The 21,875-nt window shown below is 42.0% G+C and carries 20 protein-coding genes; 13 read left to right on the forward strand and 7 right to left on the reverse strand.

Annotation, left to right across the window (positions count from 1 at the left end):
- Positions 1 to 47 precede the first annotated feature (47 nt).
- The gene (locus D0469_RS15705) at positions 48 to 1,592 is read right to left on the reverse strand and encodes a glycosyl hydrolase family 28-related protein (protein ID WP_117327663.1); all 1,545 of its coding nucleotides are present in this window, start codon (positions 1,590 to 1,592) and stop codon (positions 48 to 50) included.
- A gap of 442 nt (positions 1,593 to 2,034) precedes the next feature.
- On the opposite strand from D0469_RS15705, the gene D0469_RS15710 reads away from it, so the two are divergent.
- The 9 genes from D0469_RS15710 (at position 2,035) to D0469_RS15755 (ending at position 9,638) form a co-directional block, all read left to right on the forward strand.
- Entirely contained in the window at positions 2,035 to 3,225 is a 1,191-nt protein-coding gene (locus D0469_RS15710; protein ID WP_117327664.1) for an ABC transporter substrate-binding protein, read from the forward strand.
- A 132-nt stretch (positions 3,226 to 3,357) separates the two neighbouring features.
- A complete protein-coding gene (locus tag D0469_RS15715; RefSeq protein WP_117327665.1) occupies positions 3,358 to 4,236 on the forward strand; it encodes a branched-chain amino acid ABC transporter permease in 879 nt (292 codons plus the stop codon).
- A gap of 15 nt (positions 4,237 to 4,251) precedes the next feature.
- Positions 4,252 to 5,226 (forward strand): branched-chain amino acid ABC transporter permease, encoded by a 975-nt coding sequence (locus tag D0469_RS15720; RefSeq protein ID WP_117327666.1) that lies wholly within the window; start codon positions 4,252 to 4,254, stop codon positions 5,224 to 5,226.
- Entirely contained in the window at positions 5,201 to 5,980 is a 780-nt protein-coding gene (locus tag D0469_RS15725) for an ABC transporter ATP-binding protein (protein ID WP_117327667.1), read from the forward strand. Before D0469_RS15720 ends, D0469_RS15725 begins: the two co-directional genes overlap by 26 nt.
- A complete protein-coding gene (locus D0469_RS15730) occupies positions 5,980 to 6,687 on the forward strand; it encodes an ABC transporter ATP-binding protein (RefSeq protein WP_117327668.1) in 708 nt (235 codons plus the stop codon). The genes D0469_RS15725 and D0469_RS15730 overlap by 1 nt, the downstream gene beginning before the upstream one ends.
- 200 nt (positions 6,688 to 6,887) lie before the next feature.
- Entirely contained in the window at positions 6,888 to 7,649 is a 762-nt protein-coding gene (locus D0469_RS15735) for a threonine/serine exporter family protein (protein ID WP_117327692.1), read from the forward strand.
- 18 nt (positions 7,650 to 7,667) lie between these two features.
- Positions 7,668 to 8,090: a threonine/serine exporter family protein gene (locus D0469_RS15740; protein ID WP_117327669.1), complete on the forward strand. Its 423-nt coding sequence runs from the start codon at positions 7,668 to 7,670 to the stop codon at positions 8,088 to 8,090.
- Between the two features lie 760 nt (positions 8,091 to 8,850).
- The gene (locus tag D0469_RS15750) at positions 8,851 to 9,189 is read left to right on the forward strand and encodes an ASCH domain-containing protein (protein ID WP_117327671.1); all 339 of its coding nucleotides are present in this window, start codon (positions 8,851 to 8,853) and stop codon (positions 9,187 to 9,189) included.
- Between the two features lie 14 nt (positions 9,190 to 9,203).
- Entirely contained in the window at positions 9,204 to 9,638 is a 435-nt protein-coding gene (locus D0469_RS15755) for a hypothetical protein (RefSeq protein WP_199478547.1), read from the forward strand.
- Positions 9,639 to 9,826: 188 nt separating this feature from the next.
- Here the strand turns inward: D0469_RS15755 and D0469_RS15760 are convergent, their stop codons facing one another.
- Both D0469_RS15760 and D0469_RS15765 read right to left on the reverse strand, forming a co-directional pair.
- On the reverse strand, positions 9,827 to 10,516 hold the full coding sequence (locus tag D0469_RS15760) for a sortase (RefSeq protein WP_117327673.1): 690 nt from the start codon (positions 10,514 to 10,516) through the stop codon (positions 9,827 to 9,829).
- A gap of 10 nt (positions 10,517 to 10,526) precedes the next feature.
- The gene (locus D0469_RS15765) at positions 10,527 to 12,740 is read right to left on the reverse strand and encodes an LPXTG cell wall anchor domain-containing protein (RefSeq protein ID WP_158553519.1); all 2,214 of its coding nucleotides are present in this window, start codon (positions 12,738 to 12,740) and stop codon (positions 10,527 to 10,529) included.
- 408 nt (positions 12,741 to 13,148) lie between these two features.
- Here D0469_RS15765 and D0469_RS15770 point away from each other — a divergent pair, with 408 nt between their 5' ends.
- A complete protein-coding gene (locus tag D0469_RS15770) occupies positions 13,149 to 13,589 on the forward strand; it encodes a hypothetical protein (protein ID WP_233523086.1) in 441 nt (146 codons plus the stop codon).
- Between the two features lie 69 nt (positions 13,590 to 13,658).
- Here D0469_RS15770 and D0469_RS15775 read toward each other — a convergent pair whose 3' ends face one another.
- The gene (locus D0469_RS15775) at positions 13,659 to 14,468 is read right to left on the reverse strand and encodes a DUF2935 domain-containing protein (RefSeq protein WP_117327676.1); all 810 of its coding nucleotides are present in this window, start codon (positions 14,466 to 14,468) and stop codon (positions 13,659 to 13,661) included.
- A gap of 145 nt (positions 14,469 to 14,613) precedes the next feature.
- Here D0469_RS15775 and D0469_RS15780 point away from each other — a divergent pair, with 145 nt between their 5' ends.
- Together D0469_RS15780 and D0469_RS15785 are read left to right on the forward strand one after the other, a co-directional pair.
- Positions 14,614 to 15,795 carry a NupC/NupG family nucleoside CNT transporter gene (locus D0469_RS15780; RefSeq protein WP_117327677.1) on the forward strand — a complete coding sequence of 394 codons (1,182 nt, stop codon included), beginning with the start codon at positions 14,614 to 14,616 and terminating at the stop codon, positions 15,793 to 15,795.
- Between the two features lie 117 nt (positions 15,796 to 15,912).
- On the forward strand, positions 15,913 to 16,551 hold the full coding sequence (locus tag D0469_RS15785; RefSeq protein ID WP_117327678.1) for a spore coat protein: 639 nt from the start codon (positions 15,913 to 15,915) through the stop codon (positions 16,549 to 16,551).
- A gap of 64 nt (positions 16,552 to 16,615) precedes the next feature.
- Here the strand turns inward: D0469_RS15785 and cstA are convergent, their stop codons facing one another.
- The 3 genes from cstA to D0469_RS15800 all read right to left on the reverse strand — a co-directional run bounded on the left by cstA (position 16,616) and on the right by D0469_RS15800 (position 21,136).
- Positions 16,616 to 18,421 carry a carbon starvation protein CstA gene (cstA, locus tag D0469_RS15790; RefSeq protein WP_117327679.1) on the reverse strand — a complete coding sequence of 602 codons (1,806 nt, stop codon included), beginning with the start codon at positions 18,419 to 18,421 and terminating at the stop codon, positions 16,616 to 16,618.
- A gap of 212 nt (positions 18,422 to 18,633) precedes the next feature.
- Positions 18,634 to 19,380 (reverse strand): LytR/AlgR family response regulator transcription factor, encoded by a 747-nt coding sequence (locus D0469_RS15795; RefSeq protein ID WP_117327680.1) that lies wholly within the window; start codon positions 19,378 to 19,380, stop codon positions 18,634 to 18,636.
- Positions 19,352 to 21,136, reverse strand: a complete 1,785-nt coding sequence (locus D0469_RS15800; RefSeq protein WP_117327681.1) for a sensor histidine kinase — start codon at positions 21,134 to 21,136, stop codon at positions 19,352 to 19,354. Before D0469_RS15800 ends, D0469_RS15795 begins: the two co-directional genes overlap by 29 nt.
- A 219-nt stretch (positions 21,137 to 21,355) precedes the next feature.
- On the opposite strand from D0469_RS15800, the gene D0469_RS21170 reads away from it, so the two are divergent.
- On the forward strand, positions 21,356 to 21,511 hold the full coding sequence (locus tag D0469_RS21170) for a hypothetical protein (protein WP_158553521.1): 156 nt from the start codon (positions 21,356 to 21,358) through the stop codon (positions 21,509 to 21,511).
- Positions 21,512 to 21,875: the final 364 nt, after the last annotated feature.

Here is a 21,875-nt window from a genome sequence, read left to right on the forward strand (position 1 = left end):
GAGATAAACCGGGTTTTTTCTACAGGCGGCTTTTTGAAAATCGGCCGCTAAACTTTACTAACGTGAATATTTTGTATTCCTTGTCCTATTGCGATGGCCTTTCTGGCGGGCTTATCACTGGAAATGCTTTGGATTAACACGTCATCTGCCCGATTGTCCCCTCCGAAAACCTTAATGTCACTTCCTGCTGTAGTAAAATCCTTGATTTTAACATTGTTGAGCGTAACATTTCTGGCCCTGTATTGAATCGCAATCATTGGATTTCCTTTGTAATCATATTTCGGATCACCAATTAGAGTAAAATTATTGATGGCAACATTTTTATAGGCGGCTACAACCATGCAGCGCGGCGTAGATCCTGAATATAAATCTGTGAAAACGGGAGCAACCGCGACAATATTCGCCGCCCTGATATTAAAGGCAGTCTTAGATTCCGGGTCAGACATTTTATGGTGGCCAATATGTCGGAAATTATAGGAACGGTTGTCATTAACAGAAAGGTGTCCGGTGATATAAACGTTTGCTGCGGCTGAGGAATTATGGTGGGCCTTTACCTCCACCCCTCCGAAGCATCTGGCAGTTGAATTGTTCACAAGCCATATATTCCTGGAGCCGTCATCTACCTCTATCCCATTAGAGTTGGAAAACCCCTTTGCATGGGCCCGACCGCTTGGGTCACACATATGTGAATTTGAAATGATAATGTCATCACTATGGTGAGTCGTGATGCCATCATCGCCGAAGCCATAACCATTCAAATTGTCCAGCCACACATATTTGCTTCCTCCGCGTGCCCTGATGCCATCACCAGAATAATTATAGAGGGTGGAAGATATATCAAAGCAATGCAGACCCGGGTTGATCGCCTCCACATCCTTCACCCACCCATAGGTGACATTGGCAAAGGTCAAGCAGCTGGAATGATTGCCAAAGGTACTCGTTTTTTCGGCATTGCCCAGTCTCTCCACATTCCAATCCAGGCTCATACCCTGAACAAGTATGTTTCGGTTGCCTTTCCAATGATGCGCATTTGTGATCAGCCGCCTGCCTTTTGGAGCATCATTATGCAATTTTATAATGGTCTTTCCTTTTCCCTCGCCAATAAGGCATGTCCATGATGGCAGCCTGATCCCTTTTGTAATATAAACTCCTGCAGGAACAACTACCTTCACTTTGCCGCTCCCGAATGCCTTCCGAAAGGCTTCCGTATTGTCAGTGATCCCGTCTCCCACTCCCCCAAAGTCTTTCACATTCACTTCTCGCTTTGTTTTGCGGAATAAATCATCGTATTCTTGGTCTAATCGCCCTTTCCATTCAGGATATACATCCCCAGTGGCAGCAGTCGCCGGACCATCATCATCTTCTAAACTACAAAAAAGGCCGAATAATTTCTTTTTCAGCCTTCCGAAAATAGATGATGGTGAAATATCCGCCTGTTTTTGTTCTTCGAAAAAAGGGTTAACCTTGCTATTTTTGCTGAAAAGCTTGTCTCTTTCCAGAATGATTTCTCGTTCAGAACGTACGTCGCCAATTAATCCCGCTATTAACTTGCGGTTTCTTGCTGGGTTATGTTTTTTATCTAAATAGATCATTTTACGTCTTCACCTCAAGTTTTACATTGCTATAGAATAATATTCCCGCTTAACAGTAATGTAACCACAATAATTAGTAGCATGATTTTTAATATGTTTTTGCTTTAGTACAGTAAATGCTATACTACGTTACTAATTTATTGTTTAAAAGTGATATTTTTAAAGAGTTACAGCTGTACAATATGAACTATTTTGCAGAGTAAATTCTGCAAGTGTTTGCATCCCTTTCTATCCTTCCATGCCGACTTAATATATGGTTTTATGAAAATAGAAGACATTTTATTTGAATTTTAGAAATATATTTGGTTAGAACCAAAATACTATCTAGACGAAATAGAAATTATCAGGTAATATAATTTCAGAATATTAATTTTATTATCAATTTTTAGTTAGTAACAGGAGATGCATTGAAATAAAACAAGAGAAAATGGGGGTATTCAGTATGAAAAAGAAAAAGCTAGCAGGAATTTTTCTATCGCTATCATTAACTACAGGCCTATTGGCAGGCTGCGGTGGTGAGAAAAGCAGCGGTGGTTCATCGTCAGGCGGGGGCGGAGACACTATTAAAATTGGTGCCAACCTTGAGTTATCAGGCGGTGTGGCATCTTATGGCCAATCTATCGCACAAGGCTTGGAACTAGGTCTTAAAGAAATTAATAAAGAAGGAATTGACGGAAAGAAAATCGAGCTTGTTAAGTTCGATAACAAATCTGAAGCCTCTGAAGCAACAAACGGTGCAATTAAATTAGTAAACCAGGATAAAGTTGCTGCCATTGTCGGTGCTGCTACAAGTACAAATACACTGGCTCAGGTGCAGATTGTAACAGATAAGAAGATCCCGTTAATAACGCCAACAGGTACAAGCCCAGCTGTAACTATGGGTGAAAAGGGCGATAAGCTAAACGAATATATCTTCAGAACATGCTTTATCGACCCATTCCAGGGAACTGTTGCAGCAAACTTTGCAACACAGGAAAAGGGCTCTAAAACAGCTGCTATCTTCATCGACAGTGCAAGTGATTACTCCAAGGGACTTGCTAAGTCATTTAAAGAAGTCTATGAAAAAAATGGCGGAAAAGTTGTAGCTGAAGAGGCTTATGTTGCAAAGGATACAGATTTCCGTGCAACATTGACTCGCATCAAATCTGCTAAGCCAGATTTCGTTTTCCTTCCTGGTTATTATGAAGAAGTTGGTCTGATCGTGAAGCAGGCACGTGACCTCGGCCTTGATGTACCATTCATGGGCGGCGACGGCTGGGATTCTCCTAAGCTGATTGAAATCGCAGGCAACGATGCTTTAAACAACACTTTCATTACAAATCACTACTCTTCTGGTGATGAAGACAAGAAAATTCAGGACTTCGTAGCTGCGTTTAAGGCAGAGTACAAAAAAGATGCTCCAGATGCATTCCACGCACTTGGCTATGACACTGCATACTTCCTTGCAGATGCCATCAAGCGCGCTGGAAGCACTGACCCTGAAAAAATTCAAAAGGCCCTTGCTGAAACAAAGGATCTTTCATTAGTTTCCGGCCAGTTCACTCTTGACGAAAACCATGATCCGATAAAATCTGCGACCATTCTTGAATTCAAAGACGGAAAACAAGAATTTAACACAAAAATCAATCCATAAAAAAAGAGCTGAACCTCAGTCAGCTTCTAAACATCACAATTTTGATATTTCCAACACTTGAATAGGGGGCGTTGCCCCCTATTCATTGTTACAAAGAGAGGAAATACAGCAGCACTAAGGGGAGAGGCTAGAATGGAATTTGTACAACAGCTAGTAAACGGAATATCCCTCGGCAGTATATATGCCTTGATTGCACTAGGCTATACAATGGTTTATGGTATCGTCAAGCTTATAAACTTCGCCCATGGGGATGTATTTATGGTCGGGGCCTTCGTAGGTTTTTATGCTATTACAATTTTAGATATGTCATTTTTCCCAGCCTTAATTTTGGCTATGGTAGTGTGTGCACTATTCGGGATCCTGGTTGAACGGATCGCTTATAAACCGCTTAGAAATGCAACGCGCATCGCAGCGCTGATCACAGCAATTGGGGTATCACTTTTAATTGAATACGGCGTTATTTACTTCCGCGGCGCACAGCCGGAAGCTTACCCGGGAGATGTTCTTCCCACAAGCAGCATCGATATCTTTGGAGTTGCGATAAGCAGCCAGTCTTTATTCATTCTTACTATTTCAATAGTACTCATGGTGATTCTTCAATTTATCGTCCATAAGACCAAAATCGGAAAGGCAATGCGCGCAGTATCCTTTGATGCTGAAGCTGCCAGGCTTATGGGTATTAACGTTGATAATACGATTTCAGCAACATTTGCGATTGGATCTGCTTTAGCAGGTGCAGCGGGTGTTATCTTTGGAACTTACTATATTAAGATTGAACCGTTAATGGGGGTCCTTCCCGGATTGAAAGCGTTCGTTGCAGCCGTGCTTGGAGGAATTGGAATTATTCCAGGAGCAATGGTAGGAGGCCTGCTGCTCGGCTTGATTGAATCGCTTGTTAGCGCCTTCGGATACTCCTTATGGCGTGATGCAGTAGCCTTTGTTGTGCTAATTCTGATTTTGATTTTCCTTCCGTCCGGTTTGTTCGGGAAAAATAGAAGAGAAAAGGTATAGGGGAGGGAGCAAGTGATGACTAACATTAAAAATGCAAAAGGTTTTTGGCTCTCTATACTGCTAGCCATTGTTTTCTTTGTAGTGGTACAATTCCTGATTAACGGAGCACTAATAAATGATTTTTATATTAATACATTATTTTTTATTGGTATTAACATTATTCTAGCTGTCAGCCTGCATTTAATCATCGGTATTACTGGCCAGTTCTCCATTGGGCATGCCGGGTTTCTGGCAGTCGGTGCGTATGCATCCGCCATTATCTCTATGAAGCTGGAGCTTCCATTTGCTTTGGCGCTTGTTACAGGCGGTATTGTGGCTGCAGTTGCAGGTCTTATAATTGGGATTCCGAGCTTGCGGCTTAAAGGCGACTATCTTGCCATTGCGACACTTGGATTCGGAGAGATTGTCCGAATTATCTTCCTGAACATCGATTATGTCGGTGGGGCAAGCGGAATGCAGGTTTCCCACATGACAACCTGGCCGTGGATTTTTGTTTCTGTTTTGGTTACGATCATTGTAATTACTAACTTTACAAACTCAACACATGGAAGGGCGTGTATCTCTGTTCGTGAGGATGAGACGGCCGCTGATGCAATGGGGATTAATACGACCTATTATAAGGTGGTGGCTTTCGTTATTGGCTCATTTTTTGCAGGTATTGCGGGAGCGCTGTATGCCCACAACTTCTATATTATCCAGCCGTCTAACTTCGGCTTTTTGAAGTCATTTGATATTTTAATCTTTGTTGTGCTTGGCGGTCTTGGCAGCATGTCAGGTGCCGTAATTGCTGCAATCCTGCTGACGATCATTTCCACATTCCTGCAGGATTATCCCGAAACACGAATGATCATCTACAGCCTTGTGCTGATCGTAATGATGCTTTATCGTCCGCAGGGCCTTATGGGCACAAAGGAAATTACATCATTTTTCAAGAAACGCAAGAATGTTGAAGGGGGTCCTAAGGATGGAAACCACCACACCGTTGCTTAAAGTCGATCAAGTTGGAATCCAATTCGGCGGATTAAAGGCTGTGTCTGGAGTGAATGCAGAGCTGTTTCAGGGAGAACTGGTCGGCCTAATCGGTCCAAACGGGGCAGGAAAAACAACTTTTTTCAATCTGCTCACTGGCGTATATGTCCCTACAGAAGGACAAATCCTGCTGAATGGCGAAAAACTGAATAAACTGCCCCCTTTTAAAATAACAAGAAAGGGAATTAGCCGTACATTCCAGAATATCCGTCTTTTCAGTGAGCTTTCGGTTATCGACAATGTAAAGGTTGCCTACCATTCTCTTGCCAAACATACGGCTATCAGCTCAATTTTTAGACTGCCTGGCCATTTTTCCGGTGAACAGGTAATGGATGAAAAGGCTATTGAATTCCTAAAGATATTCAATCTGGATGGCTTTAAGGATGAGAAGGCGAAAAATCTTCCTTACGGCCAGCAGAGACGGTTGGAAATTGCGCGTGCCCTTGCCGCCAATCCAAGACTCCTGCTCCTTGATGAACCTGCAGCCGGGATGAACCCGCACGAAACAAAGGAATTGATGAATCTGATTGCCTTTATCCGTGAACGTTTCAGCCTGACTGTTTTGTTAATTGAACATGATATGCCGCTGGTAATGGGTGTCTGTGACAGAATTTATGTGCTTGACCACGGCCAGCTGATCGCACAGGGAACGCCTGAAGAAATAAGAAACAATCCAAAAGTCATCGAAGCGTATCTCGGCGAGGAGGTTTCATAATGCTAAAGGTAAAAAATGTAAATGTATTTTACGGAAATATCCAGGCAATCCGTGATGTTTCTCTTGAAGTCAATGAGGGTGAAATTGTCACGTTAATTGGAGCTAACGGAGCCGGTAAAAGTACATTGCTTAAGACGGTTTCAGGCCTATTGAAGCCTAAGCAAGGCCAAATAGTATATGAAGGAAAAACTATTAATGGGAAAGCGGCTCAAACCATTGTTAAACAAGGAATTTCCCATGTTCCTGAAGGACGCCGCATTTTTGCCAATATGTCAGTAGAAGAAAACCTGGAATTAGGGGCGTTTCTGCGAAAAGATAAAGCTGGCATTCGAGAGGATATGGAAAAAGTGTATGAACTGTTTCCCCGGCTGCTTGAACGGCTGAAGCAGCAAGCGGGAACCCTTTCAGGGGGAGAACAGCAAATGTTGGCTATGGGACGTGCTTTAATGGCACGCCCGCGATTGCTCCTGTTAGATGAACCATCGATGGGGCTGGCCCCGCTGCTTGTTAAAACCATCTTCCGCATTATTGAAGAAATCAACAAGACCGGCACCACCATTTTGCTTGTAGAACAAAACGCGAATTTGGCACTTTCCATTGCTCACCGTGCTTATGTTGTCGAAACCGGCAGAATCGTCCTGTCAGGCTCAGCAGAAGAGCTGACAGCCAGTGAACAGGTCAAGATGGCTTATCTTGGCGGCCATTAAAAAATATTTTCAAAAGACGGCATTGTCAGGTGTTTTACCTTTCAGTAACTCGCCCTGTCCCGGTTTCGGGATAGGGTCTTTGTCATTTTAGACTATGGTAAGAATATGGCAAACCAAATGAGTAGCTCCTACCGTATAGATACCCTTTTCGTGGAAAATTGTATATGATAGAAGCAGTTTTAATGATGGATGCAGGAGAGATGAATGTGGAGAGCATTTCACCGAAAAATAGGGACATTATTGAGGTTTGCTTATTAGCCGGAAAAATAATGCTGCAAAGCGGTGCAGAAACATATCGGGTGGAAGATACGATGTTCCGGATTGCGGCCTCCTATGGCATTCCCGAGTCACATAGCTTCGTTACACCAACCGGGATTATTTTTTCAATTGATGGCGATGACCCTTCCAAGTTGATTAGGATTTCTGAGCGGTCAACCGACTTGCAGAAGGTAACGGTCGTGAACAGCATTTCCCGGAGGATAAGCAGCGGTGAGCTGTCGGTCCAGCAAGCGCTGAATGAATTAAAAGAAGCTGAAAAGGCAGGAATGGCCTACTCAATCTGGGTTCGGATTGCGGCTGCTTCCATTTCCAGCGGCTGTTTTCTGATTATGTTTCAGGGGATGTGGAATGATTTTATTCCGGCGATGGTTGCTGGCGGGCTAGGGTTTTCCTGTTTACTGTATTTGCACGCCTTAGTTCAAATTAAATTCTTTGCTGAATTTTTATCATCATCTGTTATAGGTTTAGTTGCAATCTTATTTGTCTCTACTGGGATGGGCTTTGAATTAGATAAAATTATTATTGGGTCTGTAATGCCACTGGTTCCAGGCCTTCTTATTACCAATGCGATCCGGGATTTAATGGCTGGCCACCTGGTTTCCGGTATTTCGAAAGGCGCCGAGGCCTTCCTGACTGCCTTCGCTATAGGCACAGGGATAGCGGTTGTTTTTTCATTTTATTAAGTGAGAGGTACCAGATAGATGATAGCACAGCTTATAACTAGTTTTATTGCTTCTGCAGGGTTTGGCATCCTATTTAACACACCAAAAAAGTCGCTGCTTCAATGCGGGCTGAGCGGGATGATCGGCTGGGCATTTTATATTTTCCTGGCAGACAATTATGTCGACAGTGCTTTAGCGGCATTAATTGCATCCTTAGTGGTCGGGCTTGTTTCCCAGTACTTTGCAAAAAGATATAAAACACCTGTGATTATTTTCAGCGTTGCCGGAATCATTCCATTGGTTCCAGGAGGGCTCGCCTACGACGCAATGAGGAATTTTGTTGAGAATGACTATAATGTAGCGCTCCAGCTTGCGGCGAAAACATTTATTTTTTCAGGCGCGATTGCAATTGGTCTCGTATTCTCTGAGGTCATTAACCAAATTATCAGGAAATATAATTAAAAAATAACCGATTGGGGGCTGTGCTGTTAGTCAGCCTCTATCATTTAAAACCTTTTTCAATTGGTCTTTATGTATATGAAGGAGGCTTTGACATCCTTCGACATGGATATATTAAGGTCCATAATGGAATTGTCGCAAGACCAAGATAAAAGAATAATGGCTAATTTTTAGTCCTTTTTTTGTAGCATTTGAGAAAACTTATGCATAATTTTTCTCGAATCCTTTTATAGAGCTTTAAAAAGTTCATAACGTCCTAGCTTCGGAAAGTGTTGACAACTGATGTTATCTTGAATGATAACATATATCCAATACGGCTATTTTCAAAATTCACAAAATCAAGGAAACAGGTGTACGATTTGATCATCCTGCCGCTATTCATTAGGATCAAGTCTAATACGTTAGGAAAAGGAAAGCTGTCCATTTTTGAAATATAGTAAGGCAAGGAGGTGCGGGTGACAGCACCTCTTTTTCTATAGATCAAAATATATATTGTTTCTTATTTTTGGCATTGTTAAAGCTAATTATAATTTTTGCAGTTATGTTGATTGTAGCGGAGGGCGCGAGACTCCTGCGGGAAAAGCGAGTCAAGGGAGACCCCACAGGCGACATGGCGCCGAGGAGGCTCCCGGACCGCCCGCGGAAAGCGAGCGTCTGCAGCGGAAATCAACAGGCAAATTCAACAGATTCAAACTTTTAAAACAGTTTGACCTACAGATATGTTACAGTATTAGTGACTATCGCTGGAAAGGAGATTTATAAAATGACAAATAATACACTGCCGCCAAAGACTTGTTCGGTTGATCGTCTGGTAACGATGGAAGCGGATGTTGAAAAAGTGCTTAATGGCCAGAAAACGGCTACACGCAGAAATGGAAGATATGCAGATGTAGGAGAAGTTATGGTTTTAAAGGATAAAAAATTCGTGGTTAACAATGTATATTCCCAATCCTTGGGTGAGTTAACCGATGAACATGCTCGCCAGGAGGGCTTTGAGACGGTGGAGGAGTATAAGCAATCCATCCTTTCTTACCACCCGGGAATGCCTTGGCTGCCGAAAATGAGAGTCTGGGTGCATGAGTTCAGCCCTGAGAACGAGTAAGCCAGAAAATGGACTTGCTATACCGAGTTCTAATTTATCTCCATGTGTCCAGTGTGATTATCTCGATTGGGCCATTCTTTGTTCTTTTACCATTAGTAAAAAAGCTCAGGAAAGCAAAAGGTGCTGAACAGGACGTTATAATGGATGCCTTCCGTTTTGCTGTAAGGCTTACCATGCATGCAGGACATGTATTGGTAACAACAGGAATTCTGATGGTTGTAATGGGGCCGTGGACATGGACAACTCCGTGGATCGTCATGACATTGCTGATCATGTTTTGTTCGTTATTTTTTCTCGCCAGGGCATTTTCACCAAAACTGCGGAAATTGAAGGAAGACGGCCAGAATAGAATCGATATCGCCGCTAAGCTTAACCGGTCTGTCTGGATATATATTATTCTGTTAATGGCCATGCTGTGGTTTATGGTGGTTAAACCAAATTTATGGTAAACATGCTTAAAAGCTTCATTGTCAGTTAATATAGCTTTCTTCGATTAAACACCATACCGTGCTTAATTGGATAGTTCTTTATGGAAAAAACCTTGTCAGCCTTTGAACTGACAAGGTTTTTTAACTTGTTCATTCCTATTTACTTGATCCTTTTTGCCGTATAAAACGCTGCAAAAAGTGTTTATTATTTAGCGAGAGGATTGATGATCTTCCTGGACGGCCTTAATAATTAACCGATACTTGTTTGAATTCAGAGGATGGCAGGTAACAAGAGTGAGCGTTTTGCCGCCGGTAGGCTGGATAACGGATACATCCGTCGGCTTGACAACCTCAATCTGATAAACTTTGTAGGTGTAAGTACCGGAAAGGGAACGGATAGTAATCACATCTTCCTTTGTTAATTCACCAAGGCGATTAAAAAATTTTCCATAAGTATGGCTTCTGTGTCCTGCCAAAACCATATTTCCTTGTTCATCCGGAAGGGTGGTTGAGGGCATCCAGCCGACAGCATTTTTTAAGCTTTTTTGGTTGATCCCCGGGACAATCATGGCATTTAAACCAATCTTCGGAATGGAGATTTTCCCAACTACATTATGCTGTTTAATCTGTTTTCTCTCCATTACGCTTTCCGTGCTATTTTGCTTTTTGGCGTTAACTGCAGTACCTGGACCTGTATCAGAAGGAGCCGAGGCCTGCTCATTATGTGCAGTGCTTTCATATTTCTGCTGAAAGATTGGGGTTCTTGCCAGCGCGTCCCAATCCTCCTCCATTTTCGCCTGAGCTTTTTCAACCTTATAATCGGTGTAGAAGGGATAGGCAATAACCGCTATCCCTGTTATGAAAAAGAAAAAACTTATAATTCTCAGCTGCTTTTTCATATAATGTGCCTCATTTTCTAATCATTTGTGAGCGGCGGTATAAAAAGATGCCAATCCCCAGAAGTGTAACCCCTATGGAAAGCAAAGCATTGTCATCAATAATCGATCCTGTTCTTGGGAGCATGCTGCTGCCATTGACTGCTGAATGATGACCGGTTAATGGACTGATAGAATTTCCTAAAGCAGCTGCACTGCCTGTTCTTCCTGAATGTGTTCCATAAGAGTTTTCAGCTGGGGTGGAGTTGTTATTATCTGGTCCTTGGTTACCTGGATAATTGTTATTCACATCAGTAACATCCATAACGGCGAACTTTAACGGTTCTTCCGTAAATTGGCCTTCTGAATACTGTAAAGTGATAGGCATTGCTAGTGCTTTCGGATTCCCCTTTAATTCTCCGCTTACATTAAGTGAGAGAGTGGAGGTTCCCACAGGAAGCTCTGGAATTTTGAGATTCAAAGATGCGTCACTTTTCTTGGAAACGGTGAACGGTATTCCCGCAGTCCTTTTAAGCTCTGTAACATGTAAGGATGCTGGAACCGCAAGAGTAATGGTTACATCCTTTAAAGGTTGTGAATTTGTATTTTCAATTGTTAGAGTGGGGCTAATGACTGCAAGCTTTTCCTTCCAGCTGAAACTGGCTTTGCTTTTTATATCAATATTGCTGCTGCCTTGTGGATGAGTAACATTCAATACCATAGGCTGCTCCATGATTTGTTCCTCTGATCCAACCAAGGATAAAGGCAGTAACATCTGTTTTGTGCCGCCTTTTAATTCACCAATTATCTTTAGATTCAGGGTGGAGAGGCCAGCGGGCAACTCAGGAATGGTAAGGATGCAAACGTTGCCTGATTCTCTTGCAATTGTGTACTTTAATCCTTTTGACCAGGCTAGTTCCTGAATGTTGATAGATTCAGGAATTTGCAAACGAAGTTTCACATTTTCAAACGATTGTCCTGAATTATTTATTGTTAGCGCAGGTGTAATAATAGCCGATTTTCCATTCTGGGTAAACACCGCTCCTCCCGTAACTTTCAGCTTTCCTTTCAGATCACTGATATCCGGCAGTTCAGGAACAGTGACAGTCATCCGGTTTTCAAAAATTTTTTCATCAGCGGCCAACAGAGTTAATGGCATGTCCAGCGTTTTAAGGTCTGTTGCAAGCTTACCGTGAATTTTTAATTTTAAATTCGACACGCCAGCCGGTAATTCATTGATGATCAGGATGCACTCATTGCCTTCCCGTTTAATGGAATATTTTACGCCATCTGCCCAGGTTGCATCTTTGATTTTAAAGGATTGAGGAATAGAAAACTTCAAAGTGATCAGTTTTACAGCTTTTTCTAAATCATTTTTAATCGTTATATTCGGTGTGATTTCAGCCATGTTTCCACTCCAAGCAAATACGGCTGAACTAGTGATCTTCAGTTTTTCTTTTAACTGTGTATTTTCATCTTCCTCGGTTTCCGCCTTTAATAAAGAATATCTTACGTCAAAGTTAAGTTTTTCTCCTGAAGTCAGGTTAGGGATAACCAGGTTTACACCTGTATTTCCTTCTGCCAATGTACAAGAAACCTTGTCTGTTTCAGAGCCGGTAATAATGAAATTACTGCTTTCACTAATTGTGTATCCCTTTGGAAATGGTATAAATACGGTGAGGAATTCTAATGTCTCAGACTCATCATTAGATAATTCAAAGTTATAGACTGGGTTCATTTCTTTTTTTCCTATGGAGATATCCCCGTTGAGTTTTACATAGCCATTTACCTTTTTTAACATGGAACTTACCTGTAAATCACTGAAAGATGTAACAGAAGAGTCAATGGTGAGTCCCGTATCAACCGTTTGAACTTTACCGGTTTTAGGATTTGTTGAAGCAGCTGCATTACTTGTAATAGTTGTTTTAGCTGTTACTTTAGGCGTATGGGAAACTGTTTTTCCGGCAGAAGCGTTATCGGGAGCTTTCTTGAGAACTTTGCGCGGTACATCAGACTTTGGCTTGCTTGAAGGAGGAGTCGTAGAAGTTTGATTAACCGTTATCTTTGAGGTCTGTGGGGGCAGCTGAGTTTGTTCTCTTTTTTTTGCAGTATTAAGATTTTTCTCTGATATGACCTCGATGCCTTTTTTTGTTTCTTCCTTCCCCTTTTCGTCTGCTGCGAGTACACCCAGTGGCGAAAAAGAAACTAGTAAAGCGATTGATAAGGTTACAACAAGCTTGTTTGTCAAAAATATCATCTCCTACATATGTATTGGTATAAAGGGATTACAAAGAATTAATTACCCATAATATTCTAATAAATAAACATATTTCCATATGTTTAAAGCGTTTTTGAAAAATAAATTTTTTACACTGTTTTCAAGCGTTCTAGAGGCTTTTAATTGAATGGAACCGGAAAAACAAGAATTTCTAATTCAGCAACATGGTAACCTAAAGACCTATATGTTCCTAGAGAATTTGAGTATTCTTTCACAAAAATCAAGGCATGAAATAATTTAAAAAATTTATCCATTTCAGGTTTTAAAAATCTTTTTTAGGGTAAATTAATTGTTTATTTTCCAGTGGCAATAGCATATAATAAGTAACCTATAGTAAAAAGAAAAAAGGTGTATGAATTGATACAGGAAAGCATCAGGATGTTAATTGATGATCTGTTACTAGCTTCTGGAAGCCAGGTTAAAGTCAACCTTGAAGAACATTTTCCCGGTGACCGTTTTGCCGGCGGTAAATATAGCATGGGTTCAAACACAATTACTTTATATATCGAAGAAATCAAACAGCAGTGCCTGCAGCTTTTCTCGTCTCTTGATCATTTTATGGATTATTTAGCTGTGGTTTTTGCCCACGAAATAGGGCATGCAGAAGATAAAGAACTTATGGCATTGGCAGATAAAATGGATGAGAGCTTAAATGAGCGGGAAAGGCAGGAAATTGCTCTGCAAATTGAAGAAAATGCCTGGGAATATGCTGTACAATTGCTTCCGCATCTAAATCCTGATTTTGTCTATGAAATTATTGAAAATTCCTTAGAACCTTATTGGGAGCAGCTTGAACAAGAACCTGCCCTTTTTAAATAATAAAAATAAAATAAACAGAAAAAACCTTGTCATTTCGACAAGGTTTTTTGTATGGGGCTGAACCCTTAATCAGGAAGGGGTTCTCGGTTTTGATGGATCGCAATCCGGTTGCTTTACCGCCGCTGATTCAGCAAGCTTGGTGAGATAGTAGCATTCTTCCCTGGCCATATGGTCGGCCATCAGGGGAGTCAGTGTACCTAACGTTTCTTTTCTAAGCTCCATTTCCTCGAGTTCCTGTAAAAAGTGCTGGAATACCGCCATTTCAAGCTCTACATCATGATGGAATTTCGATAAGGCAGGAAATTCAGCTGTTTTTGTCCGTAAAAAACCCGTTAGCTCGATTGATTTTAAGTAGAATTCTTCCCAATCCTTACTGAACTGTCTGGCTTGCCTTTTTAATTTCTTTTCTACTGTATCGAGTTCATTGGCAATGGCTCCAGCATGTCCTGCAGCATCAAGCAGCCAGAGCAAGTCGTGGTGTAAGGGGTGGACGCTCGGTAACTGGTGTCCTCTTACGAGAAACGACAACAGTCTTAACGCTTCTTCCACTTCATTTACCATATGGTTCAAAAAAGAAGGGGAAAGCCCAATCTTCACCTCGCCGACGAGATGGTCCTTTATGATAGATAGCTTCAGCTCGCGAATGGCCTCTGCCTCTGTTTGCGCCAGGAGCAGTAATGAAAGAAGGTTATGGTCCTCCAATGGTTTTCTTGCTGCATCCAGGAGCTGGTCAAACTTTAAAATAAACTGGCTCGATCTTTCAATATACCTTTTTTCTGATGGAGCCAAAGAGTCATGAATGAATCGGCTGTGATCCCCCAAAATTTGCATCCAAAATCGCAGTTCAAACAATGCTTCCTCTCGAAAGTCCTTTTTCATTAATCAACCTCCCTCACAAATTACAATAAAACATATGCACTTCTTCCTGCATTCATGTGCGTGAAGTATGGTAGCCATTAATTTTGGAGTGGTTTTTAAGGAAAAAGGAAATGATAAGTCCTGAAAATATTTAATGGAGGCGCATATGAAATACATTATTTCATTCATTGGTTTAATGGTGGTACTACTTCTTGCATGGATTGCAAGCAATGATAAAAAAAATATAAAAATCAAGCCGATTATCTTAATGATCGTCATTCAATTATTCTTGTCTTTTTTGCTGCTAAACACTCAGCTTGGCCTTATTGTTGTTACCGGGATTGCCAATGTATTTGATACACTGCTGGAATATGCCCAGGAGGGGATAGGCTTTGTCTTCGGGGGTATCGCCAATGAGGGCCAGGCTCCTTTTTTCCTGAACGTCTTGCTGCCTATCGTATTCATATCGGTTTTAATAGGAATATTACAGCATTTACGTATTCTGCCCCTTATTATGAAAGGGATAGGGTTTGCATTAAGTAAAATCAATGGAATGGGAAAATTAGAGTCCTACAATGCGGTAGCATCTGCAATGGTAGGGCAATCGGAAGTATTCATCACTGTAAAGAAGCAGCTTGGAGGATTGCCGCCCCATCGGTTATATACGCTTTGTGCTTCTGCGATGTCCACTGTTTCCATGTCGATTGTCGGTGCGTATATGACAATGATTGAGCCAAGGTATGTTGTAACAGCAATAATTATCAACCTTTTTGGAGGTTTTATCATCGCATCCATCATAAATCCTTATACGGTGGATGATAAGGAGGATATTTTGGTTGTAATGGAAGAAGCCAGACAGACCTTCTTTGAAATGATTGGTGAATATATTATGGATGGCTTTAAGGTTGCTATCATTGTGGGAGCGATGCTTTTAGGATTTGTTGCATTAATTGCAGCTGTAAACGGTATTTTTGACCTGATTTTCGGTCTCACCTTTCAGCAGATTGTCGGCTATATCTTTGCTCCTTTTGCGATTATTATGGGTGTTCCCGTTTCAGAGTCAGTTGCGGCTGGAGGAATCATGGCAACAAAGCTGGTTACCAATGAATTTGTTGCGATGATGGATCTGTCCAATATTGGTACTGAGATGAGTGCAAGGACGGTTGGGATTATTTCTGTCTTCCTGGTCTCTTTTGCCAACTTCTCTTCAATTGGAATTATCGCTGGGGCTGTAAAAGGTCTCAATGAAAAGCAAGGGAATGTGGTGGCCCGCTTCGGTCTCAAGCTTTTATACGGAGCAACGCTCGTAAGTGTTCTTTCCTCGGTTATTGTCAGTTTCATCTTATAATTGATAATTATGTTTCGACTAATTGGATATTTCTTTAACACCATGTAAAGACGTATAGCTTCAGTTTCAGAACGTATACTAACCGCGTATGCATCTTAGATTTTAGGAGGGGTTTTTATGGAAAATCAACAAGGCCATTTGCACGAAAACATGCATACGGGGGCTGTTAACCAGCGTATGAATCATAGTGCCCATGAACTGCTTGATGTAAGAGAGGCTTTAATGGGATCCATTGGAGCAATGAATCAGTACACAATGCTGCGCCAATATGTAAAGGATCCAGAGCTGCTAAATATCCTTGACCGGCAATATTCATTTATGCAAATGGAGTACAACACAACGATTGATTGTTTCAGAACAGGACAGGATCCAACTGTTCCAACAAAACGCTATAATATGACACAGGATAACGATTTTATATATGGATTAAAGCCTTCACAGCCAAGTAAGCCGATTCAGTCAGTGAATGAGATGACCGATGAAAATGTGTCTGGCTGCTTGCTGGCTTCACAAAAATCGAACGCTGCGATGAAAACAATGGCGGCGTTGGAATCAACCAATCCTGTTGTTCGACGCGTATTGGCGGATTCTCTTCCAAACTGCATTGAAATGGCATATGAGCTTTCAATTTATCAAAATAAGCACCATTATTACCAGGTGCCGCAGTTTGCCCAGCAGGATATGGAGCAAATTGTCAATATGTTTGCACCAGCGGAAGGCAATCAGCAAGGCTCTATCGGCAATGTAAACCATTAATTGCACAATAGACAGTCTTTAAAAAAAGAACTTGCCGTGAAATCATGGCAAGTTCTTTTGGATGTTAAGAAGCCTTGGCTCCTTTAGATGTATTTACTGCCTGACGTGGCCGATTCCAGTCGTTAGTCCACTTTTTAATAGCAGTTATGATGATGACAACACCAAGGATCAGCATGGTGATGGAAAGAACAGCATTTAGTACGCTGTAGCCAGCAGCTGCCGAATTCAGATATACGTTTTTCACCATCCAGTAGCCTGCATAGTTAACTGTTACATAAAGGTACGCAAGCGGTATTAAGCAAGTAAGCATGTATCTGCGTTTGTCAGCGATTTTTAGAATAATAGTGGCACCGATAATTAAACCGATTGAAGCCATCAGCTGGTTTGATACTCCGAACAGCGCCCAGATGGATCCAATATCACCTGAAAAGAGCAGGTAGCCCCACAGGAAGCATGCACTTGCACTCGCAATGATAGCGCCGGGAAGCCAATCGATCTTTTTCATTGGCTTATAGTAAACGCCCACAAAGTCCTGAATCAGGTAACGTGCAACACGTGTGCCGGAGTCAATTGCAGTTAAAATAAACAACGCTTCGAACATAATAACAAACTGGAAGAAGAATGAAGCGAGTTTTGAAAACCATGGTATTTCCGTAAAGATGTAAGTCATTCCGACAGCCAGCGTTACGGCACCGCCTGTACGGCCTTCCAGGTTAAGGCCAATTTCTTCAGACAATTTCGGAAGGTTGACAACTTCCATCCCCAATGTCTTAAATACTTCCGGTGTTGAGTTGATTGCAAAATAATCAGCAGGCTGCAGCGCAGTAGCTGCTACAAGTGCCATAATCGCTACAAGACATTCAACTAGCATTGCACCAAAGCCAACCACCTTAATATCGCTCCAGCGGTCAAGCATTTTTGGCGTCGTACCGGAGCCTACGAATGCGTGGAAGCCTGAAATCGCACCGCAGGCAATCGTGATGGAGATGAACGGCCATACAGGTCCTGCTAAAATCGGCCCGCCCCCGTTCACAAACTCGGTTACTGCCGGGAACTGGATTTCAGGGTTAACAACAAATACACCGAGAATCAAGGCAGCGAACACTCCAAGCTTCATAAAGCTGCTCAAATAATCGCGCGGTGCGAGCAGCAGCCAGACAGGCAGTGCTGCTGCAAAGAATGCATAAATTGGAAGAATAATTGACAGCGTTTTCACATCAAGGTTTAAAAATTCACCAATGAATGTATTTTGAATATAAGGGCCTGTGAAGACTGCAACCATAATAAGAGCAAAGCCTACGATGGAAGCCCCTTTTAGGTTTCCTGTTTTCTTGTGATATAAACCCACGCCCATTGCTATTGGGATCGTGCTTCCTACAGCAAATGTACCCCATGGATTATGCTCTAGCGCATGAAGTACAACCATAGATAATCCGGCCATTGTAATCGTAATGATAAACAGCATCGCCAGGCCTGTACAGAATCCGGCAACAGGTCCCAGTTCTTTTTTGGCGATTTCAGCCAGTGATTCTCCTCTTTGCCTCATGGAAGCGAATAATACAACCGCATCATGGACAGCTCCGCCAATTACTGCACCGATTAATAGCCAGAGCATACTGGGCAAGTATCCGAATTGTGCTGCCAAAATTGGCCCAACCAACGGACCGGCAGCTGCGATAGCGGCAAAGTGATGGCCGAATGTAACCCATTTATTAGTCGGGACATAATCTTTTCCGTCCTCCAGCTCGTGCGCAGGAGTTTTTTTCGAATCATCTAATTTCAAAACCTTTACAGCCATGAAAGTGCCGTATAGGCGATAAGCAATCATTAAAATACACATAGAACCTACAACTAATGTAATTGCATTCATTTGATGTCCTCCTATCTTTGTATGTCTTCATTCTACTAAATGAAAACGGTTCCATACACTTTTCATGCTAATATGCAAGATACTCGTTTTCAGTTGCAAAAATAGAAGGCTGAAATGCATTTATAGGCTGTGAAAAGCAGGGGGATGGACAAGATCGGATTTTCAGAAAAGCTCTTCAAATGAAAAAAGACCTTGTGGTAAACAAGATCTAATCAAAAACCAAGTATCTGTTTCAGTTCTTTGACATATGTCCTGCTAACAGGAACCTTGGAACCGTTTTGCATGATCAGGTTGTAGGTTGAATTGAACCAGGGCTGGACTTCTTCAATGTGATGCAGGTTTACAAGGTAGCCTCGGTGAACTCGCAAAAAAGAAGAGTTGTTCAGTTTTTTCTCAAGCACAATCAATGGATCCGCAATTTTATACTCTTTTTCAAGGGTGGTAATGATGGTTTTCCCTTCAGCAGAACTAACAAAGAGAATTGATTGGATTTCCACTAGCACAATTCTCTCTTCGACTGTGACCGCGATTTTCCCTGTTTGTGCTATGGGCATCCGAGGATAATCTGCAGCAGGAGCTTCTTCATAGCCTCCTATGGATTTTATTTGTGTTATTTTTTCAAGGGTCTGCTGGAGCCTTGTTTCGTCAAATGGTTTTAATAGGTAATCCACTGCATTCAGGTTAAAAGCCTGAAGCGCGTATTCGTCATAAGCAGTAGCAAAAATAATAGCAGGAGAGGGATCCATCTTTTTGATATGCTCTGCAAGCTCAAGTCCGCTTTCCTCATCCAGCTCTATATCGAGAAAAACCAGATCCGGACTAAGAACAGAAATCTGTTCTAACGCTTCTTCAACAGAGCCGGCTTCCCCTGCAATCTGTACTTGTTTGCTGCGAAGCAGGAGATATTTCAGCTCATCTCTTGCCAATGGTTCATCGTCTACTATAAATGCTTTCAGCATAATGTTCTTCCGCTCCTATTCTGGAAAGAGGAATCGATATCGAAATTTTAGTGCCCTTGTTTTCTTCACTTTCAATGTGGAATCCAGCTTTCATATTATAAATCCCATCAAGCCTCTCTCGAATATTTACCAGCGCTGTACCCGTACCATGCTTTGATGCCACAGCTTGTTTACCGAGAAGATCCAGCTCGCTCCCTGAAACTCCTCTCCCATTATCCTCAACTGTTAAATGCATCAGCCCGTTATCCGAAGAGGCTGTAATCGTAACCCTTCCCAATTTTTTAGATCGGGGAAAAGCGTGGCGGATAGCGTTTTCTACTAAAGGCTGCAGCGTGAAGGGAGGGAGAGCGATTTTCTCAAGTCCTTGCTCTATATTAAAAAGCACTTCATATTTATTGGGAAACCTCGCTTGCTCCAAAGACAAATAGGCCTGCACATGTTCAAGTTCCTTTTCGAGAGGAATCATGGTTTGTCTTGCCCCCTGCAAGTTGCTTCTGAAAAATACACTCAGTTCAAGAAGGAGCTTCCTTGCCTTTTCAGGATTTGTCCGGCAGAGGACTGAAATAGTATTGATTGAATTGAATAAAAAATGTGGATGGACTTGTGCCTGCAGCGCCTTAATCTCGGCATCCTTTAATAGTTTGCTTTGCAATTCAGCTTCAGCCAGTTCCAGTTGGGTGGAAAACAGCTTGGCCAATCCTTCAGCGAGTTCCTGTTCGGCTTCTTTAAGCTGGGATGGATGCTTAAAATATAGTTTCAATGTACCAACTGTATTATTATGAACCTTAAGCGGCAGGACAATCGCTGCCTGCAGTGGACAATCTTCCTTAAAACAGTAAATTTCTTCTTTTCGTCTTGCTGTAATAATTTTTCCTTCACCCAGCACTTTTTTTGTAAGGCCGGTCGCAAGCCCCTCCCCCGGAACGTGATGATCTGAGGCATCCCCGACATGGGCCAGCACCCCGTGATCATTTGTAATCGCAACAGCATCTGCATCAGTGAGCCTCAGCAATATTTGAGCTACTTCCTTACAGGAATCCGTATTTAAGCCCTGGCGGAAAAATGGCAGTGTCTGATCGGCGATATGAAACGCTTTGTTCGTCTGGAGGGCACGGAATCGTTCTTCTTCCCGCAATATTGATTGTATGATGAACATAAACAGCAATGTTCCAAAACCATTTATAACAATCATCGGAATGCCAATAAGCTGGACGAGATTCCAGGCCATTTCAAATGGTTCTGTTACCAATAGGATGATTCCCATCTGCGTCATTTCCATCAAAACACCGACACCCACTGCAAACCATGGAGTGATCTCCGCCGTTTTCTGTCGCCGATTTCCGATATATCCCGCAGCAAGACCGGCAAGAACCGCTGATAAGGCACAGGCCTCGGCAGTAAATCCACCCAAAAATAGCCGATGCACTCCCGCAATGAGTCCGATTCCAAACCCGACAACAGGACCTCCCAACAAGGCGCCAATGCCAATCCCCATAATCCTTGTATTGGCAATTGCATTATCCGGTTCTACATTCATGAGCCAGGCACTCTCAAGAACCGAATTATCCTGGATTTCAATCCCGGTATAATTGCTGATAATTCCAAAACCGCCGAACACTATTACTAACAGCAGTTTGACCCTTGTCCCATGGTCATTATTTATAATGGTGCGGAACACCTTAAGTCTCGCAAACAAAAAAGCGATGATAATGATAATTCCAACTCTTTCGAGCATTAACGGCAATAAATGTATCATAGCTGATCATCCTTTATGCTCTATCGGAGCATTTCTTATATTGCAGAGGCCAGAAATCAAGACCGTGAAATTATAATTTGTATCATTTTATAACGGTATCTGATGCTTGTCGAATGCTGTGCTATTTTTCATAGTAAATATGAATCAACCCCCAAAAGAACACCGTCTGTTAGCGAATGCTATAACAGATTATGAACAGTAAGCTGAAGGAGGGATACGATGGGTTTATTGAATGTTGATATTGATAAATTATTAGAAGAGACTGCTGAAACCCCAGTAGATGACAACAACACGCGGTTTTATCATATTGATATCGATAAATTGCTTCTTAATACATGTGACTGGGAGCAATCGGTCGAGAATAATTTCAGATGAATTTGGCATCCGCCAATAAATATATATTACTATTTGCAAGTACCCTGTCAAAGCAATGGCAGGGTGTTTTATTTGAAAAAAGCCCGCAATCCATGGTAGGATGCAGGCTATGTTAATAGATAAGTATAACTGTTTTAACAAGTACAGATGTCTAGCTCCAGCGCCCAGCAACATTTTTTACGAAGTAAAATAAAGCCCCTCGAATGTTGTGACCAAAGGCCGTCACCACCCTGGTCATAAGTCAATCGCTTCGGAAGGCAAAAAGCGCCTTCTGTCAGCGCTTGTCTTATGCTTAGGCCCACAGGATGTGGGTCAGAACGGCGTTGCCCCAGGACGGGGCGAACTTAGCCGTTCATCCTTAGAA

It is taken from the genome of Peribacillus saganii (assembly GCF_003429095.1).
Taxonomy (GTDB): Bacteria; Bacillota; Bacilli; order Bacillales; family DSM-1321; genus Peribacillus; species Peribacillus saganii.